Source organism: Agrobacterium genomosp. 2 str. CFBP 5494, assembly GCF_900013495.1.
Taxonomy (GTDB): Bacteria; Pseudomonadota; Alphaproteobacteria; order Rhizobiales; family Rhizobiaceae; genus Agrobacterium; species Agrobacterium pusense.
The window spans coordinates 357,403-375,000 of sequence record NZ_LT009718.1 but is presented as its reverse complement, the minus strand read 5'-3'; the positions used below and the strand labels follow the sequence as shown (position 1 = coordinate 375,000).

The window sequence follows — 17,598 nt, the reverse complement described above, 5'->3', positions numbered from 1 at the left end:
GATGCTTGCGGTCATGCTGACGGAACAGGGCCTGGGCGGAAATGATATCGATCTCGATGACAGACTGCGGCGCTTTCTTGCCGATAGAGGTGAAAGGGCGCAGGCGGCGCGCAAGCTGGCTTTCCGCCTTCTCGACACAGTCGGTGATATGCCGGCGGCAAACGACCTGCCGAGCGAGGCGGGACCGCTTCTGCTGCACGCATATCCGGACAGGATCGCGCTTCAGCGCGGCGCGCGCGGCCGGTATGTCATGGCGAATGGCCGCGGCGCTGAACTGGCTGAAACGGAGCGGCTGGCGGCGAGCCGAATGCTTGTTGTCGCTGACATTACGGGACGGGCCGCGCAGCCGCGCATCCTTGCGGCGGCCGGCATCGACAGGGCCGATATAGAAGAGCGTATGCCGCATCTTATCGTTCAGCAGGATCAGCTGCTGTTCGACAAGGCGAGCGGACAGGCGCGGGCGCGCCGGGTAGTGCGTCTGGGCGCCATCATTCTGGACGAAACGCCCCTGCCCCGTCCCGACGGTGAGCAGGCAGCGCAAGCGCTCGCCAACGGCGTTCGGCATTTCGGCATCGGCATACTTCCTTTTTCGAAAGAGACCGCGCAATTGCGAGATCGGATCGGATTTCTGAATGCCAGCATCGGAGAGCCCTGGCCGGATGTCAGCGACGAGGCGTTGCTTTCGCGGCTGGACGAATGGTTCATCCCTTTTCAGCATGGCGTCCGGAGCCTTCAGGACATCCGGCCCGGCAGTCTTTCCGAAGGGATTCTGTCCCTGGTGCCACATGAGGTCGCCCGAGATCTCGGCAGGCTGGCGCCGACCCATTTCGAAGCGCCGACGGGCCAGCGGCATCCCATCCGCTATGACGCCAGCGAGCCGACGCTTTCCATTCGCGTGCAGGAGCTTTTCGGGCTGAAGGCGCACCCGGCCATTGCGCAGGGGCGGTTGCCGCTGCTCCTGGAATTGACGTCGCCGGCGCACAGGCCGATACAGACGACGCGTGATCTTCCCGGCTTCTGGGCGGGATCGTGGAAGGACGTGCGGGCAGATATGCGTGGTCGCTATCCGCGTCATCCGTGGCCGGAGGATCCCGCCGATGCCCTGCCGACCAGCCGTGCGAAACCGCGCGGAACGTGATGATGACAAGGGTAAAGGAGACGAAGGTGGCTGGCCATCCGATCGAAACCACCAGGCTTGGCCGCGCCAGCCGCAGGATAAGGTTGCAGACCATTGTGTGGCTTCGCTGGCTGGCGGTTGCGGGACAAACGGCGACGATCCTGCTTGTCGCCTTCGGGCTGAATTTTCCGCTGCCACTTTTGGCCTGCGGCCTTTTGATCGCGGCGCTGGCGCTCGCCAACCTTTTTCTCACGGCCCGTTTTCCCTCCACCTACCGGCTGGAGCCGTGGGAAGCGACATTGCTGCTGGCCTTTGACCTTTTGCAATTGACGGCGCTGATCTACATCACAGGCGGACTTTCCAATCCCTTCGCGCCGCTGATCTGCGTGCAGGTCATCATTGCCTTTGCCTCCCAACCGTTGCGGCATTCCCTCATTCTCCTCGGCTTTGCCGTCATCTGCTCGACGGCGATCGCCTTTTCGCCCTTTCCGGTTCCCTGGTATCCCGGTGAGGTCTTGCCGATCCAGCTTCTGCTGCATGTCGGCACCTGGGTGGCGATCATTGCCACCACGTCTTTCGCAGCTTTTTATGCCTATCGCGTTTCCCACGAAGCAAATCAGCTCGCGGATGCGCTGGCTGCGACCGAACTGGTGCTGGAACGGGAAAAACATCTTTCACAGCTCGACGGCCTGGCGGCCGCCGCAGCGCACGAGCTGGGTACGCCCCTTGCGACGATCAGCGTCGTCGCCAAGGAGATGGAGCGGGAACTTGGGGATGATGAGAAATATGGCGAGGACATAGCGCTGCTGCGCAGCCAGAGCGAAAGATGCCGCGACATTCTGCGTCGTCTCACCTCCCTGTCCGCCGACAATGAGGAGCACATGCGCCGCCTGCCGCTTTCATCGCTGATCGAGGAGGTAATGGCGCCGCATCGCGAATTCGGCATTCGTCTGGAACTGGTTGAAAAGAACAATCGCGCCGACGAGCCGGTCGGAATCCGCAATGCCGGCATCATCTACGGCCTTGGCAACGTCATTGAAAATGGCGTGGATTATGCGCGCGAAAAAGTCACCGTAACGGTGGATTACGATCATCAGAACGTCGCAGTCATCATTGAAGACGATGGGCCAGGTTATGCCCATGACGTGCTTGCCCGTATCGGCGAGCCCTATGTGACCGAACGTCACAATGACACACGTGCAGGTGGGCTCGGGCTCGGGCTCTTTATCGCCAAGACCTTGCTGGAGCGCTCCGGCGCCACCGTCGCGTTCGAAAATCGCGGCACAACCGGAACCGGCGCGCGGGTCACAATCGTCTGGCCTCGGGCGCTCATGGAGGATAAAAGAAGCCGTTGACTTTACCATTCACGCTGAAGCGGCAATAAGAACAAGAAAAGCCGATGACGTTGCCGGAAGGCCGGAGACATGAAGACAGAAGACCAGACCTCATCCACAAGCGCGCCGGCGGACGATATCGATCCTATCGGACCTGACAAATCTCTGCTGATCGTTGATGACGATGGCCCTTTCCTGCGGCGGCTTGCCCGGGCCATGGAGACACGTGGCTTTATTGTCGACACTGCCGAGACCGTGAGCGAAGGCATCGCGCGTTCCAAGGCTGCGCCGCCGAAATATGCGGTTGTCGATCTGCGGCTTGCGGATGGCAACGGGCTGGAGGTGATCGAAGCCATCAGGCAGAACCGCGACGACACGCAGATCGTCGTTCTGACCGGCTACGGCAATATCGCCACCGCTGTTACCGCCGTAAAGCTGGGGGCGCTGGACTATCTGGCCAAGCCTGCCGATGCAGACGACGTGTTCAACGCCCTGACGCAGCGCAAGGGTGAAAAGACGGAAGTGCCCGAAAACCCGATGTCAGCCGACCGGGTTCGGTGGGAGCACATTCAGCGCGTTTATGAGATGTGCGAGCGCAACGTCTCGGAAACGGCGCGGCGACTGAACATGCACCGAAGGACGCTGCAGCGTATTCTCGCGAAGCGCGCGCCCAAATAAGCGCCTATTCGCCAAAGCTGCGCCCGGTGGTCCATTCCGCCAGCATAAGCCGGGTCGCAGCGGTTCTGGAAAAATCCAGCATGACAGATTTGCGGGTCGCCGGCGGCAATTTATGTTCCGGCGCGTCGCGAAGCATGTGAGCGCCATACCCATCCGACAGTATCAACCCGCATTCCTCCGGGAATATATCGGTTGGAACTTCCGGATGGGTGGCAAAAAACAATCGATCGCAATGCAGGCGGTATTCCGGCCATTTGCGATCGACGCGGAAATCCTCGATCGAGGATTTGATCTCGATGATCCAGATTTCACCCTTGACCGACAGGCTGATCAGATCTGCCCGTCGCCCGCTTGCAAGCGGCAGTTCCGGCAAGACCGAGTGGCGCATTTCGTGCAACAGCACCTGCACGCCGCGGCGCACCAGCATCGCCTTGTCCGACTGGCGGCCGTCGATTAACGGATTATTGTTGGTAACGGAAAGAATAGTCATGGATAAAGGCTGCTGAAGCGTTTGGCCTATTGTTGCAAAAAAGGCAATCAACCGGCAATTTTAAATGCGGTGCCGTTTCGCGGCTGCACAACGGCTTGCCAAGAGCGGCTGAATGGAAAATAACCGATTTATCCTATTAAGCCTACTCCTTCGCACAATTTGGCGAATTTTCCGCGAGAACGACATGCGCATCCGTACCCCATTGACCATACTCGGTCTGACGGCAGCACTGGCACTGGCCGGCTGCGCCGAAACTACCTCCCAATCCGCCACTCCAACATCAGGCAAGATCGCAGCCTCCGTACCGGTTGCTGATCCCGTTCCGGCGAAAGTCGAGACGGTGCAGATCTTCAATGATGTTTATGGTCCGGTGACCGATGCGGGCTATGCGCTGCCGGCCATTCCGATCAACCGTGTGAATGAGAAGTACCGTCGCCAGATCGTCGAGTTCCAGACCAACGAGCGTCCCGGCACGATCATCGTCAATACGCGCGATCGTTTCCTTTATTATATCCTCTCCGGCAACCGCGCCGTGCGTTACGGCATCGGCGTCGGCAAGGCTGGTTTCGCCTGGGCCGGTGAAGCCTATGTGGCCTGGAAGCAGGAATGGCCGATGTGGCATCCGCCAAAGGAAATGGCAGACCGCAAGCCGGAAGTGGCGAAATATGTCGAGGCCGGCATGGGCCCCGGCCTTTCCAACCCGCTCGGCGCGCGCGCCATGTATCTCTTTAACGAAAAGGGACAGGATACGCTGTTCCGTATCCACGGTTCGCCCGAATGGGCCTCGATCGGCACCGCTGCTTCTTCCGGCTGCATCCGCATGATCAACCAGGATGTGATCGATCTTTACAGCCGCGTCCGCCCAGGCCGCAGCACCAAGGTCGTCGTGATCCAGTAAGGGCCGCAACAGCAGATCAAGAAAAAGCCGCCGGGAAACGTCCCGGCGGCTTTTTTATTGGTGAAAAGGGCGGAGATTACGCCGCCTGCTTCGCCTTCAGCTCGAGGCGGCGGCGGTGCAGGACCGGTTCAGTGTAGCCGTTCGGTTGCTCCCGGCCCTTCAACACCAGTTCGACAGCAGCCTGAAAGGCTACCGATCCTTCAAAGTCGGACGCCATCGGCAGATAGGCCGGATCGCCTGCATTCTGCGCGTCGACCACAGCCGCCATGCGCTTCATGGTCTCGACGATCTGCGCCTCTGTCACGACGCCATGGCGCAGCCAGTTCGCCATGTGCTGCGCTGAAATGCGAAGCGTCGCGCGATCCTCCATCAGACCGACATTGTTGATGTCTGGTACCTTGGAGCAGCCGACACCCTGATCGACCCAGCGCACGACATAGCCGAGAATGCCCTGCGCATTGTTGTCGAGTTCACGCTGGATTTCTTCCGGCGTCCAGTTGGGACGCGGCGCAACCGGCACTGACAGAATGTCGGAAAGCTTCGCACGGCCGCGGCTTTTCAGCTCTTCCTGAACAGCGGCGACATCAACCTTGTGATAATGCGTGGCATGCAGCGTCGCCGCCGTCGGCGACGGCACCCATGCCGTGTTGGCACCGGCCTTTGGATGCGCAATCTTCTGCTCCAGCATCGCCGCCATCAGGTCGGGCATGGCCCACATGCCTTTGCCGATCTGCGCATGGCCGGAAAGTCCGCATTCGAGCCCGATATCGACGTTCCAGTTTTCATAAGCGGCGATCCAGGCGGCCTGCTTCATGTCGCCCTTGCGGATCATCGGACCCGCTTCCATGGAGGTATGGATTTCGTCGCCGGTACGGTCGAGGAAGCCTGTATTGATGAAGACGACACGATCCTTCGCCGCGCGAATGCTTTCCTTGAGGTTAACAGTGGTGCGGCGCTCCTCATCCATGATGCCCATCTTCATGGTGTTTGGCTGCATGCCGACAAGCTCTTCGACCCGCGTGAAAATCTCGTTGGCGAAGGCCACTTCTTCCGGCCCATGCATCTTCGGCTTCACCACATACATGGAGCCGGCCCGAGAGTTCTGGCGTCGCCCGGAAGGGCCGACGTCATAGAGTGCAATGAGCGCCGTGACGACGGCATCCATGATGCCCTCGGGTACTTCATGCCCATCCCGGTCAAGGATTGCCGGATTGGTCATGAGATGACCGACATTGCGCACCAGCATCAGCGACCGGCCCGGCAGCGTCAGCGCGGAGCCATTGGGCGCTGTATAATAGCGATCCGGGTTGAGGCGGCGTGTGAAAGTGTGGCCGCCCTTCGAGACCTCTTCCGTCAGGTCTCCACGCATCAGGCCGAGCCAGTTACCGTAGACCAGAACCTTGTCCTCGGCATCGACGGCGGCAACCGAATCTTCGCAATCCATAATGGTCGTCAGGGCGGATTCAAGAATGACATCAGAGATGCCCGCCCTGTCGCCCTTGCCGATTTCGGTCGAGGGATCGATCACGATTTCGGTATGCAGACCGTTCTTGCCGAGCAGGATTGTCGCGGGCTTTGCCGCTTCCCCGGTGAAACCCTTGAATTGCGTTTCGTCCTTGAGACCGGTCCCGCCATTGCTGGCAACAAGCTGCAGCAGCCCATCGACGATCTCGAAACCGGTGACATCAGACCAGCTGCCGCTCAAAAGCGGAGCGGTTTCATCGAGGAAGTTACGCGCCCAGGCGATGACCTTTTCACCGCGCTTCGGGTTATAGGCCCTGCCCTTCTCGGCACCATCGGCATCGGAAATGGCATCCGTGCCGTAAAGTGCATCGTAAAGCGAACCCCAACGGGCATTGGCGGCGTTCAGCGCATAACGGGCATTCATGACGGGAACAACGAGCTGCGGACCGGCGACGGCAGCAATTTCCGGATCGACGTTGCTGGTTTCCACCTTGAAATCAGGACCTTCCGGCAAAAGGTATCCGATTTCCCTCAGGAATGCCTCGTATACATCGAAATCCGAGGGGGCACCGTTCTCTCGGTACCAGCCGTCGATTTTTTCCTGCAACGCATCGCGCTTGGCGAGCAGTTCACGGTTCTTCGGAGAAAGCTCGTGAACAATGGCCGAAAAGCCTTCGAAGAACGCCTCGCTGTTTAGACCCGTGCCCGGCAGGACATCTTCAGTCAAAAAGGCATAAAGCCTGTCATCGATGGAAAGGCCGAATTTATTCGTGCGGCTCACATGCGCCTCCTCTATTCTGGAAATACAGATTGGACGCGGAGGCGGGCGCTCGTCAATTGCGGCAGCCAGCCAAATATTATTTCCTTTTTGGAAACAATGCAGCCGATAGTCGCCGTTTTCTACAAAAGCGCCTGGAGATCCTTGATGCGGTCATTCACCAGCCAGCCGTAATAATTTTCCTCCGGCAACAGTGGCTGTTCCCCGCCTGCGGCGCGCTGGCGGTTCTTTTGGGCCAGAATGGCAGCGCGCTGTTGCGACCCACCGACATTATAAAGCGTGGAGGTCACGCCCGGATTCTTCGAAATATCCATATCGGCAATCGACCGGTAATCATCGATCGATTTGCGGATAGAGGCCGCCATGAAAGCCAGCGAGCGGTCGGGGTCCATGATGGCGGTGTAGACCGCGGTGGCGTCGTTCTCGTCCAGCTTCTCATAACCCGACGTTCTCGCCACCATGTCGGACAGCATCAGCGCCGTCAGCGGATTTATCTGGCCGAGGCCGAAGGTCTGGCCGGCATAAAAGGGCTGGAAGAACACAGCACTGAAACGGTTGTTCGGATAGGTCACGCCATCGACGGTCTTGCCGCGGAAACTGTCATCCCATACACCTTCCCGGCAGTTCCAGAGACTGTAGGAATCCTTCTTCGACTGGCATTTGGAAAATTGCGAATGCGTCAGAAACTGCGCAATCGTTTCATCCTTATAGCCGAAACGGAAGCTGCTACCCGCGTAAGAAGCTGCCTTGACGTAATAAGACTGCAGCCGGTCATAGGCATCGACATTATAAGTGTGTTCGCCAACGATCGCGCCGATCATATGGATCGGATCAATCCCGTAACGCCCGGCCGTCGACTTGATCTTGGCGATCAGCGCCTTGTCGGAAGACAAAAGATCGATGACCTTCTGGTATTTGCGCTCAAAAGACGTGTTGGACGCCTTGGTTCTTTTGGCGGAAGCACCGGGAACGCCCGGTTGCTCGGCATTGCGATTGCCCGGCGGCACGACCGTTGCGGCCTGCACATAAGAAGACGCGGTGACGGTAAACGTCAAAGCAGCGGCAAATGCCAGAAGAGTTTTGCGCACGAGCGAATGCCTTTTCTCAAGCCTGCGGCTTCTGCCAGCGAAAGGTGCTGGAAAACCTGATCATTCCACTAAAACGGTTCCAACCGGAATGCAGCCCTTCCCATAAACAAAATGCGGGCTGAATGCGAGATGAGGCAGATAAAATAAAAGAGTGCGGCAAATATGGCCGCACTCTTCTTTCCTCGATCCCTGAAGTCTTCAGAGAATATAGCGCGAGAGGTCCGTATCGGCGGCGAGGTCGCCGACGTGTTTACGGACATATTCCTGGTCGATCTTGACGGCGGAACCGCCACGATCCGGCGCGTTGAAGGAAATTTCGTCCAAAACACGCTCCATTACCGTCTGCAGACGGCGGGCACCGATATTTTCGACCGACGAGTTGAGATGAACGGCCACATCAGCCAGAGCATCGATGGCGTCGTCGGTGAAGTCGAGATCCAGTTCTTCCGTCGCCATCAGCGCCTTGTACTGGCGGATGAGGCTTGCTTCCGTCTCCGTCAGGATACGGCGGAAATCTTCCCTCGTCAGTGGCTTCAGTTCAACGCGGATCGGCAGGCGGCCCTGAAGCTCAGGCAGGAGATCCGACGGCTTCGCCACATGGAAGGCGCCCGATGCGATGAACAGGATATGGTCGGTCTTGACCGGCCCATATTTGGTCGAAACCGTCGTGCCTTCGACGAGCGGCAGCAGGTCGCGCTGCACGCCTTCGCGCGAGACGCCGGCGCCCATGCCGCCATCGCGGGCGGCAATCTTGTCGATCTCGTCAAGGAAGACGATGCCATCATTTTCCACCGACTTGACCGCTTCGCGCTGGATCATCTCATTGTCCAGCAGTTTGTCGGATTCGTCGCGGATAAGGTCGGCATAGGATTTCGACACCGTCGTGCGCACCTTCTTGGTGCGTCCGCCCATGGCTTTGCCGAACATTTCCGACAAGTTGAGCACGCCAATATTGGCGCCCGGCATGCCCGGGATTTCGAAACCGGGCATGCCCGATCCGCTATCGGCCACCTCGATGTCAATTTCCTTGTCGTCCAATTCACCATCGCGCAGCTTCTTGCGGAAGCTCTCGCGCGTGCCAGGTGACGCGGTTGAGCCGACCAACGCGTCGAGCACGCGCTCTTCGGCGCTCTGATGCGCCTTGGCCTGCACTTCGGCGCGCTTCTTTTCGCGCACGAGGCCGATACCAATCTCGACAAGGTCACGAATGATCTGCTCGACATCGCGGCCGACATAACCGACTTCGGTGAACTTGGTGGCTTCAACCTTGATGAAAGGCGCGCCGGCCAACTTGGCGAGGCGGCGCGAGATTTCCGTCTTGCCGACACCGGTCGGCCCGATCATGAGAATATTTTTCGGCATGACTTCGTCGCGCAGGCTCTCATCGAGCTGCTGGCGACGCCAGCGATTGCGCAGCGCAATCGCGACCGCCCGTTTTGCATCGTGCTGACCGATGATGTGGCGGTCCAGTTCCGAGACGATTTCCCGGGGAGAAAAAGTGGTCATTCGGTCCTCTCGGCTTTCCTGCTCCGGCCGGCCATTCGGCCCGGCCCACAGGACCCATTGGTGAGAAATACGCTTACTCGGCGTCGAGCGTTTCCACGACGAGATTGTGATTGGTATAAACGCAGATATCGGCGGCGATATCGAGCGCCTGCCGGGCCACGTCTTCGGCCGACTTGTCGGTATCCATCATGGCGCGGGCGGCGGCGAAAGCATAATTGCCGCCGGAACCGATGGCGATTGCGCCGTGCTCGGGCTCCAGCACATCGCCATTGCCGGTAATGGCAAGCGTGGTGGATTTATCGGCGACCAGCATCATCGCTTCGAGATTGCGCAGATATTTATCCGTGCGCCAGTCTTTTGCGAGTTCCACGGCGGCGCGCATGAGCTGGCCGGGATATTGCTCGAGTTTCTTCTCGAGGCGGTCAAGCAAAGTAAAAGCATCGGCCGTCGCGCCTGCGAAACCGGCAATCACTTCACCCTTGCCGATGCGGCGAACCTTGCGGGCGTTGCCCTTCATGACGGTCTGGCCGAGGCTTACCTGCCCGTCGCCAGCCATGACGACCTTGCCGCCCTTTCTGACTGTAATGATTGTTGTCATCAAACACCTGTCTGCCCTGCCGGGCCTGGAGTTAACGGGCCGGGTTGCGGCCCTTTTCGGGTTCTATGTAAGTCTGGTTTTTGCGATTGCAATCATCGGGATCACACCGGGTTTTCCGCAGGTCAGCCAAGACGATGGAACAACTGGATATTTGTGTCCCGTGCTGATAAGGAACGGCGACATTTTCACGGAGCGGCCAAAATGGCAGAACGTAAAGGCGAGATTATCCGCAAGACCAACGAAACCTCGGTTTCGGTGCGTGTGGATATCGACGGCACCGGCAAATCGAAAATTTCCACCGGCGTGGGATTTTTCGACCATATGCTGGACCAGCTGAGCCGCCATTCGCTGATCGACATGGAGATCGAGGTTCAGGGCGACCTGCACATCGATGATCATCACACCGTGGAAGATACCGGTATCGCCATCGGCCAGGCGATCGCGAAGGCGCTGGGCGAGCGGCGCGGTATTGCCCGCTACGCCTCGCTCGACCTTGCCATGGACGAGACGATGACCAAGGCCGCCGTCGATATTTCCGGCCGGCCGTTCCTCGTCTGGAACGTCAATTTTTCCGCGCCAAAGATCGGCACCTTCGACACGGAACTGGTGCGCGAATTCTTTCAGGCGCTCGCCCAGAATGCCGGCATCACGCTGCATATCCTGAACCATTACGGCGCCAACAACCATCATATCGCCGAAACATGCTTCAAGGCCGTTGCCCGCGTTCTTCGCACGGCAACCGAGATCGACCCCCGGCAGGCAGGCCGCGTTCCCTCAACAAAGGGCATGCTGGCCTGACGCCAAAGCTGTCAGGAAGCCCATGACAAGCTATCTCGTTCTGGAAGCCCCCAACGGGCCGGACAGGGACCACAAGACGACCCGATTCATTGCCGATCGTTTCGTCTGGCTGGCTCTCTTTGCGCCATGGTTATGGCTTGCGATCAACCGGCTGTGGCTGGCGACGGCTATCGTTGTCATCGCACTCGTTGCGGCCGGACAAGTCTCGATGTTAGCCGGATTCGAACCTGCCGGAATTCTTGTTGGTTTCACGATTGGGCTCATAACAGCGCTGGAGGGACGCAATTTTCTCGTCCGGCACCTGATCCGCAAAGGTTGGACGCTGAAGTCAGTCGTTTCCGCCCCTGATCTTTCGAGCGCCGAAGACATATATTTCTCCGGTCTCTCCGAAAACGCTGACGCTGAAGAACAGCTGTCACACCCGGTCTGGACCCCTTCGCCGCAAAAGAGCGGCGGCAAAAACTTCGTCAACGATCCCGCCGGATCGTTTCTTTTCGACTTGAATGGAAGGCGCTGACATGCGTGTCGCGATCATCGACTACGGTTCGGGCAATCTGCGTTCGGCCACCAAAGCTTTCGAGCGTGCCGCGCGTGAAGCCGGCATCAACGCAACCATCGATTTGACCGACAAGCCGGATCACGTCGCATCGGCGGACCGCATCGTGCTGCCTGGTGTCGGTGCTTATGCCGACTGCCGCGCCGGTCTGGATGCCGTTCCCGGAATGCATGAGGCACTCCTTGAAGCCGTCGAGAAAAAGGCGCATCCCTTCCTCGGCATCTGCGTCGGAATGCAGCTCATGTCATCCCGCGGGCTGGAAAAGACTGTTAGCACCGGGCTCGGCTGGATCGAGGGTGACGTGGTGGAAATGACGCCTGCCGATAAGAACCTGAAGATTCCGCAGATCGGCTGGAACACGCTGGAAATCCGCCACGCCCACCCGCTGTTCGACGGCATCAAGACGGGCGCGGATGGCTTGCACGCCTATTTCGTGCATTCCTATCATCTGGCGGCCAAGCACTCGACGGATGTCATCGCCACCACAAATTACGGTGGCGCGATGACGGCTTTTGTCGGTCGCGACAATATGGCCGGCGCGCAATTCCACCCGGAAAAAAGCCAGACGCTCGGCCTTGCCCTGATCTCCAATTTCCTGCGCTGGAAGCCCTGACATGATTCTTTTTCCCGCAATCGACCTTAAAGACGGTGAGTGCGTTCGCCTGAAACTCGGCGATATGGACCAGGCCACCGTCTATAATACCGACCCCGGCGCACAGGCGAAAGCTTTCGAGGATCAAGGCTTTGAATGGCTGCATGTCGTTGATCTCAACGGCGCGTTCGCCGGCCAGACGGTCAATGGCGCGGCGGTTGATGCCATTCTGAAGGCGACGAAAAACCCGGTGCAGCTGGGCGGCGGCATCCGCACGCTCGATCATATCGAGGCCTGGCTGAGCCGTGGGCTTGCTCGCGTCATTCTCGGCACCGTGGCGGTGCGCGATCCGGTTCTGGTCATTGAAGCCTGCAAGCGTTTTCCCGGCCAGGTCGCCGTCGGCATTGATGCCAAGGGCGGCAAGGTTGCGGTGGAAGGCTGGGCGGAAGCCTCCGAACTCGGCGTGATCGAGCTTGCCAAACGTTTCGAAGGTGCCGGCGTCGCGGCCATCATCTACACCGATATCGATCGTGACGGCATTCTGGCCGGTATAAATTGGGCCTCAACGCTGGAACTGGCCGACGCCGTCTCCATCCCGGTCATCGCGTCCGGTGGTCTCGCCTCCATCGACGACATCAAGCGCATGTTGCAGCCGGATGCGGTAAAGCTCGAAGGCGCGATTTCCGGCCGCGCGCTTTATGACGGCCGTATCGATCCGGCGGAGGCGCTCGCCCTCATCAAGGCCGCAAAGGAGGTACGCGTATGACCCTAAAAGCTCGCGTTATTCCCTGCCTGGATGTGAAAGACGGCCGTGTCGTCAAGGGCGTGAACTTCGTAGACCTGATCGACGCAGGCGACCCGGTCGAGGCGGCGAAAGCCTATGATGCGGCAGGGGCGGACGAACTCTGCTTCCTCGACATTACCGCCTCTTCGGATAATCGCGACACGATCTTCGATGTCGTTTCACGCACCGCCGATCATTGCTTCATGCCACTGACCGTCGGTGGCGGCGTTCGCGCCGTCGCCGACATCCGCAAGCTGCTTCTGTGCGGGGCCGACAAGGTCTCGATCAATTCCGCAGCGGTCAAGGATCCCGACTTCGTGGCGCAGGCGGCCGACAAGTTCGGCAACCAGTGCATCGTCGTTTCGATAGACGCCAAGCGGGTTTCGAAGGATGGGGAAGAAGGCCGCTGGGAAATATTCACCCATGGCGGACGCCAGCCGACCGGGATTGACGCCGTGGAATTCGCCATCAAGATGGTCGAACGCGGCGCCGGCGAATTGCTTGTCACCTCGATGGATCGCGACGGCACCAAAAGCGGATACGATATCGGCCTGACGCGCAGCATTGCCGATCAGGTTCGAGTCCCCGTCATCGCTTCGGGGGGCGTCGGCACGCTGGAGGATCTGGTGGCAGGCGTTCGTGATGGCCATGCGACTGCGGTGCTTGCCGCTTCGATCTTCCACTTCGGCACTTATTCGATCGGTGAAGCCAAGAACTACATGGCCGAGCATGGCATCGCCATGCGTCTCGACTGATTGCAGGATTCCCCCATGAGCGCATTTTCCCTTTCCGATCTGGAGCGCATCGTCGCAACCCGCGCCGCTGCCTCTCCTGACGAATCCTGGACGGCCAAGCTGGTTGCGGCCGGCCAGGAGCGTGCGGCGAAGAAACTCGGCGAAGAAGCCGTGGAAGCCGTCATTGCGGCCATCGCAAAAGACCGCGACGGGCTGAAGAACGAAGCGGCGGACCTGCTTTACCATCTGCTGGTGGTTTTGAAGATCGCCGACATCCCGTTGAACGAGGTTTTCGCGGAGCTGGAGCGCAGGACCGGGCAAACCGGTCTTGCGGAAAAGGCAGCGAGGCCGACATCATGAAGATCGAGGCAGGCAGCGGGGAGAGAGGCATGCCGAGCACACTCGATCATTTCCGACCGGATGAATATTCGCCCTACCACTTCTTCAGTTCGGAAGAATGGTCGAAGTTTCGTGCCGACACGCCATTGACGCTTTCTGCCGACGAGGTCAAACGGCTGCGTTCGCTGGATGATCCGATCGATCTGGATGAGGTGCGGCGCATCTACCTGTCTCTGTCGCGCCTGCTGTCTTCCCATGTGGAAGCATCGCAGCTGCTGTTTGAGCAACGCAACCGCTTCCTCAACATGGCTGACGTCAACAAGACGCCCTTCGTCATCGGCATCGCCGGCTCCGTTGCCGTTGGCAAATCCACGACGGCACGTATTCTGAAAGAGCTTCTGGCGCGCTGGCCTTCCAGTCCCAAGGTCGACCTCATCACCACTGACGGATTTCTCTATCCGAACGAGGTATTGCGGCGCGAGAATCTGATGGAGCGCAAAGGCTTCCCGGAGAGCTACGATATCGGCGCGCTCCTGCGTTTCCTGTCGGCCATCAAGGCGGGCCAGCCCAATGTCAAGGCGCCGCGTTATTCGCACCTGACCTATGACGTTCTGCCGAACGAGTTCACTGTCATCGACCAGCCGGATATTCTCATCTTCGAAGGCATCAACGTGCTGCAATCGCGCGACCTGCCGGCAGGCGGGAGGATCGTGCCGATCGTTTCCGACTTCTTCGATTTCTCGATCTATATCGACGCTGACGAAGGCCTTATTCACAACTGGTATGTGAACCGGTTCATGAATCTGAGAAAAACCGCCTTCCGCGATCCCAATTCATTCTTCAACCGTTATGCCTCGATCAGCGAAGAAGCGGCGCTCAGCATTGCTGAAGGCCTCTGGCAGAACATCAACCTGAAGAACCTGCGGCAGAACATCGTGCCGACCCGCCCGCGCGCCGACCTTATTTTACGCAAGGGCAAAAACCATCTGATCGACACGGTCGCGCTTCGCAAATTGTGAAAGATGCCGCGAAGGCGGCATCTCTGTCGCAGCGATTACAAGGCGTTATCAGGCAAGGTCTGGAATGCGCAGAACCTGGCCGGGATAAATCTTGTCGGGGTGCGTTAGCATCGGCTTGTTGGCTTCGAAGATGATGTTGTTTTTCGCGCCATTGGCCTTGCCATATTGCGCTTCCGCAATCTTCCAGAGATTGTCACCCTTTTTGACCGTATAGAAGACCGGTTCTTTCGCCGGCGCTTCGGCCACTTTTAACTCGCCGGCCTCGACCTTGGAAATGCCGAGCGTATTGCCGACCGCAATGACCGCCTTTTCGAAAATCGATTGATCGGCCACTTCGCCCTTCAGGACAACCTTGTCATCCACCACCTCGACCTGAACCTTGTCGGTGCCGAGATCGTGGGAAGCGAGTTCCTTCTTGACCGCTTCGACATCCGGCACGTCATCGCCGCCGATACCAAGCTTCTTTCCCGCTTCCTTGATGAAATTGAACAGACCCATAGCACCCTCCTTGGTTGTATGGAGGCTTACCAGACGATATTTGAAGCTCTATGACAAGGGCGAAAGATTCGTCGTCTGATCGTCGCTTATTCGCCCGAAGGTTTGCCGCGCATCTTCTTGATATCGGAGCGACCTGACTTCGCCTTGAGGCGGCGCTCGACGGAGCCCTTGGTGGGTTTGGTGGCCTTGCGCATCGGCGGCGGGGGGGCGGCGGCTTCGAGGATCAGTTCCTTCAGGCGCTCGCGCGCATCCTCACGATTGCGCTCCTGGCTGCGAAACCGGCTCGCTTCGATCATCAGCACGCCTTCTTTTGATACGCGCCTGCCACCGAGCCGCAACGCATTGACCTTCACCCTTTCCGGAAGGGAGGGTGAATTCGCAATGTCGAAAAATAGCTGAACCGCTGTCGAAACCTTGTTGACGTTCTGGCCGCCCGGCCCGCCGGCCAGCACGAATTGCTCCGTCAGCTCCCAGCCGGCAATGGTGATGCGGTTATTGATGTAAAGCGGGTCGCTGGCCATGTTTTCTCTCCGCGCCGGTGATGCCACAGATCGTGAAAAATGAAAACAAGGACAAAACGAAAGAACCCGGCAAAAAGAAACCCGGCACTTGGGCCGGGTTCCCCTCCTCCTCATAAACGAGGCTTATTCATTCTGCCGCGAGCAAAAGGCCCGGCGCTGCGTCACGAACCTTGCTGTCGACGTGGTCTTCGAACTTGGTGAAGTTCGTGACGAACATCGACACCAGCTTCTTGGCTTGCGCGTCATAAGCTGCGCCATCGGCCCAGGTGGAACGCGGATCGAGGATCGCGCTGTCAACACCTTCAAGCGACTGAGGGACGGCGAAGCCGAAATTCGCATCGGTGCGGAACTGTGCGTTCTTCAGATCCCCAGTGAGAGCGGCGGTCAGAAGCGCGCGGGTGGCCTTGATGGGCATACGCTTGCCGATGCCGTAAGCGCCGCCTGTCCAGCCGGTATTGACCAGCCAGCAATCCACACCGTGCTTGCCGATCAGCTCACGCAGCAGGTTGCCATATTCGGCCGGATGGCGCGGCATGAAGGGGGCGCCAAAGCAGGTAGAGAATGTCGCTTCCGGCTCGGTCACGCCCTTTTCCGTACCGGCGACCTTGGCGGTGTAACCGGAGAGGAAGTGGTACATGGCCTGCTCCGGTGTCAGCCGGGCAATCGGCGGCAGCACGCCGAAGGCGTCAGCCGTCAGCATGATGATCGTCTTCGGGTGGCCGGCAATGCCCGTCTCCGATGCATTCGGAATGAAGTGCAGCGGATAGGCGCTGCGGGTGTTTTCCGTCAGCGAATTGTCGTTGAAATCAGGAACGCGGTTTTCGTCCAGCACGACGTTCTCAAGAACCGTGCCGAAACGGCGGGTCGCGGCGTAGATTTCCGGCTCGGCCTCGGCCGAAAGCTTGATCGCCTTGGCATAGCAGCCGCCTTCGAAATTGAAGATGCCGTGTTCGCCCCAGCCATGTTCGTCATCGCCGATCAGCGTGCGCGACGGATCAGCCGACAGCGTGGTCTTGCCGGTGCCGGAGAGGCCGAAGAAAACGGCAGAATCACCCTGCGGACCGACATTAGCCGAGCAATGCATGGGCATGACACCCTTGGCTGGCAGCAGGTAGTTCAGCACCGTGAAGACCGACTTCTTGTTTTCACCGGCATAGGACGTGCCGCCGATGAGAACGAGGCCGTTGGTAAGGTCGCAGGCGATGACTGTTTCCGAACGGACACCATGACGGGCCGGATCCGCCTTGAAGCTCGGCAGATTGATGATGGTGAGCTTCTGCTTGAAGCCCGCCAGTTTTTCCTGCTTCGGACGGATCAGCAGATTGCGGATGAACAGCGAATGCCAGGCGAGCTCGGTGACGACGCGTGTCGGCAACGCATTTTCCTCATCGGCGCCGCCGATCAGGTCCTGAACATAGAGCGTCTTTCCGGCGGCATGGGCCAACATGTCCTGGCGCAACAACTCGAAGTTTTCCGGCGACAGCGGCTTGTTGTTGTCCCACCAGATGGTGTTCTCGGTGGACGCGTCGCGCACGACGAATTTGTCCTTCGGAGAACGGCCCGTGTGCTGGCCGGTGACGGCGCGCAGCGCACCATCGATGGTCAGCTCGGCCTCGCCGTTGCGGATTGCCTCTTCGTATAGTTCGCTCTCATTGAGGTTATAAAAGACGCGGGAAGCCTTGCCCAATCCGAGTTCTGCAACTCCGTTGGCAGGATTATGAACCCCAATCTCGGTCATGACGCGTTCCTTGTTAATGACGATAAGGCCGTTGAAATTTTCACGGAAAATACGTGGCACCTCTTGAA

19 protein-coding genes (1 of these 19 only partly in view) are annotated in these 17,598 nt (G+C 59.0%); 11 read left to right on the top strand and 8 right to left on the bottom strand.

The window, feature by feature from the left end; all coding sequences use genetic code 11:
- The 3 genes from hrpB to AGR2A_RS01685 all read left to right on the top strand — a co-directional run.
- Window positions 1–1,138: the 3' end of an ATP-dependent helicase HrpB gene (gene hrpB / locus AGR2A_RS01695; RefSeq protein ID WP_072495241.1), read on the top strand. It extends 1,349 nt beyond the left edge of the window; the window shows 1,138 of its 2,487 coding nt (coding positions 1,350–2,487); its start codon lies off the left edge, out of view; its stop codon occupies window positions 1,136–1,138.
- Window positions 1,139–1,164: 26 nt separating this feature from the next.
- Window positions 1,165–2,472 carry a two-component system sensor histidine kinase ActS gene (actS, locus tag AGR2A_RS01690; protein ID WP_080822994.1) on the top strand — a complete coding sequence of 436 codons (1,308 nt, stop codon included), beginning with the start codon at window positions 1,165–1,167 and terminating at the stop codon, window positions 2,470–2,472.
- Window positions 2,473–2,541: 69 nt separating this feature from the next.
- The gene (locus tag AGR2A_RS01685; protein ID WP_004444351.1) at window positions 2,542–3,129 is read left to right on the top strand and encodes an ActR/PrrA/RegA family redox response regulator transcription factor; all 588 of its coding nucleotides are present in this window, start codon (window positions 2,542–2,544) and stop codon (window positions 3,127–3,129) included.
- A gap of 4 nt (window positions 3,130–3,133) precedes the next feature.
- On the opposite strand, the gene AGR2A_RS01680 is transcribed toward AGR2A_RS01685, so the two are convergent.
- Window positions 3,134–3,619: an MmcB family DNA repair protein gene (locus AGR2A_RS01680; RefSeq protein ID WP_004444350.1), complete on the bottom strand. Its 486-nt coding sequence runs from the start codon at window positions 3,617–3,619 to the stop codon at window positions 3,134–3,136.
- A 184-nt stretch (window positions 3,620–3,803) separates the two neighbouring features.
- Between AGR2A_RS01680 and AGR2A_RS01675 the strand changes: the two genes are divergently transcribed.
- Window positions 3,804–4,517 carry a L,D-transpeptidase gene (locus AGR2A_RS01675; RefSeq protein WP_006700126.1) on the top strand — a complete coding sequence of 238 codons (714 nt, stop codon included), beginning with the start codon at window positions 3,804–3,806 and terminating at the stop codon, window positions 4,515–4,517.
- Window positions 4,518–4,593: 76 nt separating this feature from the next.
- Here AGR2A_RS01675 and AGR2A_RS01670 read toward each other — a convergent pair whose 3' ends face one another.
- From AGR2A_RS01670 to hslV, 4 genes are all read right to left on the bottom strand, one after another.
- The gene (locus AGR2A_RS01670; protein WP_072495239.1) at window positions 4,594–6,762 is read right to left on the bottom strand and encodes a malate synthase G; all 2,169 of its coding nucleotides are present in this window, start codon (window positions 6,760–6,762) and stop codon (window positions 4,594–4,596) included.
- Between the two features lie 119 nt (window positions 6,763–6,881).
- On the bottom strand, window positions 6,882–7,847 hold the full coding sequence (locus tag AGR2A_RS01665; protein ID WP_080822360.1) for a DUF1402 family protein: 966 nt from the start codon (window positions 7,845–7,847) through the stop codon (window positions 6,882–6,884).
- Between the two features lie 198 nt (window positions 7,848–8,045).
- Window positions 8,046–9,353: an ATP-dependent protease ATPase subunit HslU gene (gene hslU / locus AGR2A_RS01660; protein ID WP_004444342.1), complete on the bottom strand. Its 1,308-nt coding sequence runs from the start codon at window positions 9,351–9,353 to the stop codon at window positions 8,046–8,048.
- Window positions 9,354–9,426: 73 nt separating this feature from the next.
- Complete coding sequence (gene hslV / locus AGR2A_RS01655; RefSeq protein ID WP_004444336.1) at window positions 9,427–9,951, bottom strand: ATP-dependent protease subunit HslV; 525 nt, start codon at window positions 9,949–9,951, stop codon at window positions 9,427–9,429.
- Window positions 9,952–10,152: 201 nt separating this feature from the next.
- On the opposite strand from hslV, the gene hisB reads away from it, so the two are divergent.
- From hisB to coaA, 7 genes are read left to right on the top strand one after another with little or no spacing between them, the layout of a single operon-like run.
- Window positions 10,153–10,749, top strand: coding sequence for an imidazoleglycerol-phosphate dehydratase HisB (gene hisB, locus AGR2A_RS01650; protein ID WP_072495237.1), 597 nt, complete (start codon window positions 10,153–10,155; stop codon window positions 10,747–10,749).
- 22 nt (window positions 10,750–10,771) lie between these two features.
- Complete coding sequence (locus tag AGR2A_RS01645; RefSeq protein WP_037090013.1) at window positions 10,772–11,266, top strand: DUF2628 domain-containing protein; 495 nt, start codon at window positions 10,772–10,774, stop codon at window positions 11,264–11,266.
- Between the two features lies 1 nt (window position 11,267).
- A complete protein-coding gene (gene hisH, locus AGR2A_RS01640; protein ID WP_004444331.1) occupies window positions 11,268–11,918 on the top strand; it encodes an imidazole glycerol phosphate synthase subunit HisH in 651 nt (216 codons plus the stop codon).
- Between the two features lies 1 nt (window position 11,919).
- The gene (gene hisA / locus AGR2A_RS01635; RefSeq protein WP_072495235.1) at window positions 11,920–12,663 is read left to right on the top strand and encodes a 1-(5-phosphoribosyl)-5-[(5-phosphoribosylamino)methylideneamino]imidazole-4-carboxamide isomerase; all 744 of its coding nucleotides are present in this window, start codon (window positions 11,920–11,922) and stop codon (window positions 12,661–12,663) included.
- Window positions 12,660–13,436: an imidazole glycerol phosphate synthase subunit HisF gene (hisF, locus tag AGR2A_RS01630; protein WP_037090017.1), complete on the top strand. Its 777-nt coding sequence runs from the start codon at window positions 12,660–12,662 to the stop codon at window positions 13,434–13,436. Before hisA ends, hisF begins: the two co-directional genes overlap by 4 nt.
- Before the next feature lie 15 nt (window positions 13,437–13,451).
- Entirely contained in the window at window positions 13,452–13,775 is a 324-nt protein-coding gene (locus AGR2A_RS01625) for a phosphoribosyl-ATP diphosphatase (RefSeq protein ID WP_004444325.1), read from the top strand.
- The gene (gene coaA, locus AGR2A_RS01620) at window positions 13,772–14,773 is read left to right on the top strand and encodes a type I pantothenate kinase (RefSeq protein ID WP_004444323.1); all 1,002 of its coding nucleotides are present in this window, start codon (window positions 13,772–13,774) and stop codon (window positions 14,771–14,773) included. Before AGR2A_RS01625 ends, coaA begins: the two co-directional genes overlap by 4 nt.
- Before the next feature lie 48 nt (window positions 14,774–14,821).
- Here the strand turns inward: coaA and lysM are convergent, their stop codons facing one another.
- From lysM to AGR2A_RS01605, 3 genes are all read right to left on the bottom strand, one after another.
- Window positions 14,822–15,271 carry a peptidoglycan-binding protein LysM gene (gene lysM, locus AGR2A_RS01615; RefSeq protein ID WP_072495234.1) on the bottom strand — a complete coding sequence of 150 codons (450 nt, stop codon included), beginning with the start codon at window positions 15,269–15,271 and terminating at the stop codon, window positions 14,822–14,824.
- 86 nt (window positions 15,272–15,357) lie between these two features.
- Window positions 15,358–15,792, bottom strand: a complete 435-nt coding sequence (gene arfB, locus AGR2A_RS01610) for an alternative ribosome rescue aminoacyl-tRNA hydrolase ArfB (RefSeq protein ID WP_072495233.1) — start codon at window positions 15,790–15,792, stop codon at window positions 15,358–15,360.
- 127 nt (window positions 15,793–15,919) lie between these two features.
- Window positions 15,920–17,530: a phosphoenolpyruvate carboxykinase gene (locus tag AGR2A_RS01605; RefSeq protein ID WP_035208087.1), complete on the bottom strand. Its 1,611-nt coding sequence runs from the start codon at window positions 17,528–17,530 to the stop codon at window positions 15,920–15,922.
- Window positions 17,531–17,598 lie beyond the last annotated feature (68 nt).

Bases quoted from the DNA above. Each gene is read 5' to 3' on its own strand.
- AGR2A_RS01685 (WP_004444351.1), top strand. From the start codon at position 2,542: ATGAAGACAGAAGACCAGACCTCATCCACAAGCGCGCCGGCGGACGAT.
- AGR2A_RS01680 (WP_004444350.1), bottom strand. From the start codon at position 3,619: ATGACTATTCTTTCCGTTACCAACAATAATCCGTTAATCGACGGCCGC.
- AGR2A_RS01675 (WP_006700126.1), top strand. From the start codon at position 3,804: ATGCGCATCCGTACCCCATTGACCATACTCGGTCTGACGGCAGCACTG.
- hslU (WP_004444342.1), bottom strand. From the start codon at position 9,353: ATGACCACTTTTTCTCCCCGGGAAATCGTCTCGGAACTGGACCGCCAC.
- hslV (WP_004444336.1), bottom strand. From the start codon at position 9,951: ATGACAACAATCATTACAGTCAGAAAGGGCGGCAAGGTCGTCATGGCT.
- hisB (WP_072495237.1), top strand. From the start codon at position 10,153: ATGGCAGAACGTAAAGGCGAGATTATCCGCAAGACCAACGAAACCTCG.
- AGR2A_RS01645 (WP_037090013.1), top strand. From the start codon at position 10,772: ATGACAAGCTATCTCGTTCTGGAAGCCCCCAACGGGCCGGACAGGGAC.
- hisH (WP_004444331.1), top strand. From the start codon at position 11,268: ATGCGTGTCGCGATCATCGACTACGGTTCGGGCAATCTGCGTTCGGCC.
- hisA (WP_072495235.1), top strand. From the start codon at position 11,920: ATGATTCTTTTTCCCGCAATCGACCTTAAAGACGGTGAGTGCGTTCGC.
- hisF (WP_037090017.1), top strand. From the start codon at position 12,660: ATGACCCTAAAAGCTCGCGTTATTCCCTGCCTGGATGTGAAAGACGGC.
- AGR2A_RS01625 (WP_004444325.1), top strand. From the start codon at position 13,452: ATGAGCGCATTTTCCCTTTCCGATCTGGAGCGCATCGTCGCAACCCGC.
- coaA (WP_004444323.1), top strand. From the start codon at position 13,772: ATGAAGATCGAGGCAGGCAGCGGGGAGAGAGGCATGCCGAGCACACTC.
- lysM (WP_072495234.1), bottom strand. From the start codon at position 15,271: ATGGGTCTGTTCAATTTCATCAAGGAAGCGGGAAAGAAGCTTGGTATC.
- arfB (WP_072495233.1), bottom strand. From the start codon at position 15,792: ATGGCCAGCGACCCGCTTTACATCAATAACCGCATCACCATTGCCGGC.
- AGR2A_RS01605 (WP_035208087.1), bottom strand. From the start codon at position 17,530: ATGACCGAGATTGGGGTTCATAATCCTGCCAACGGAGTTGCAGAACTC.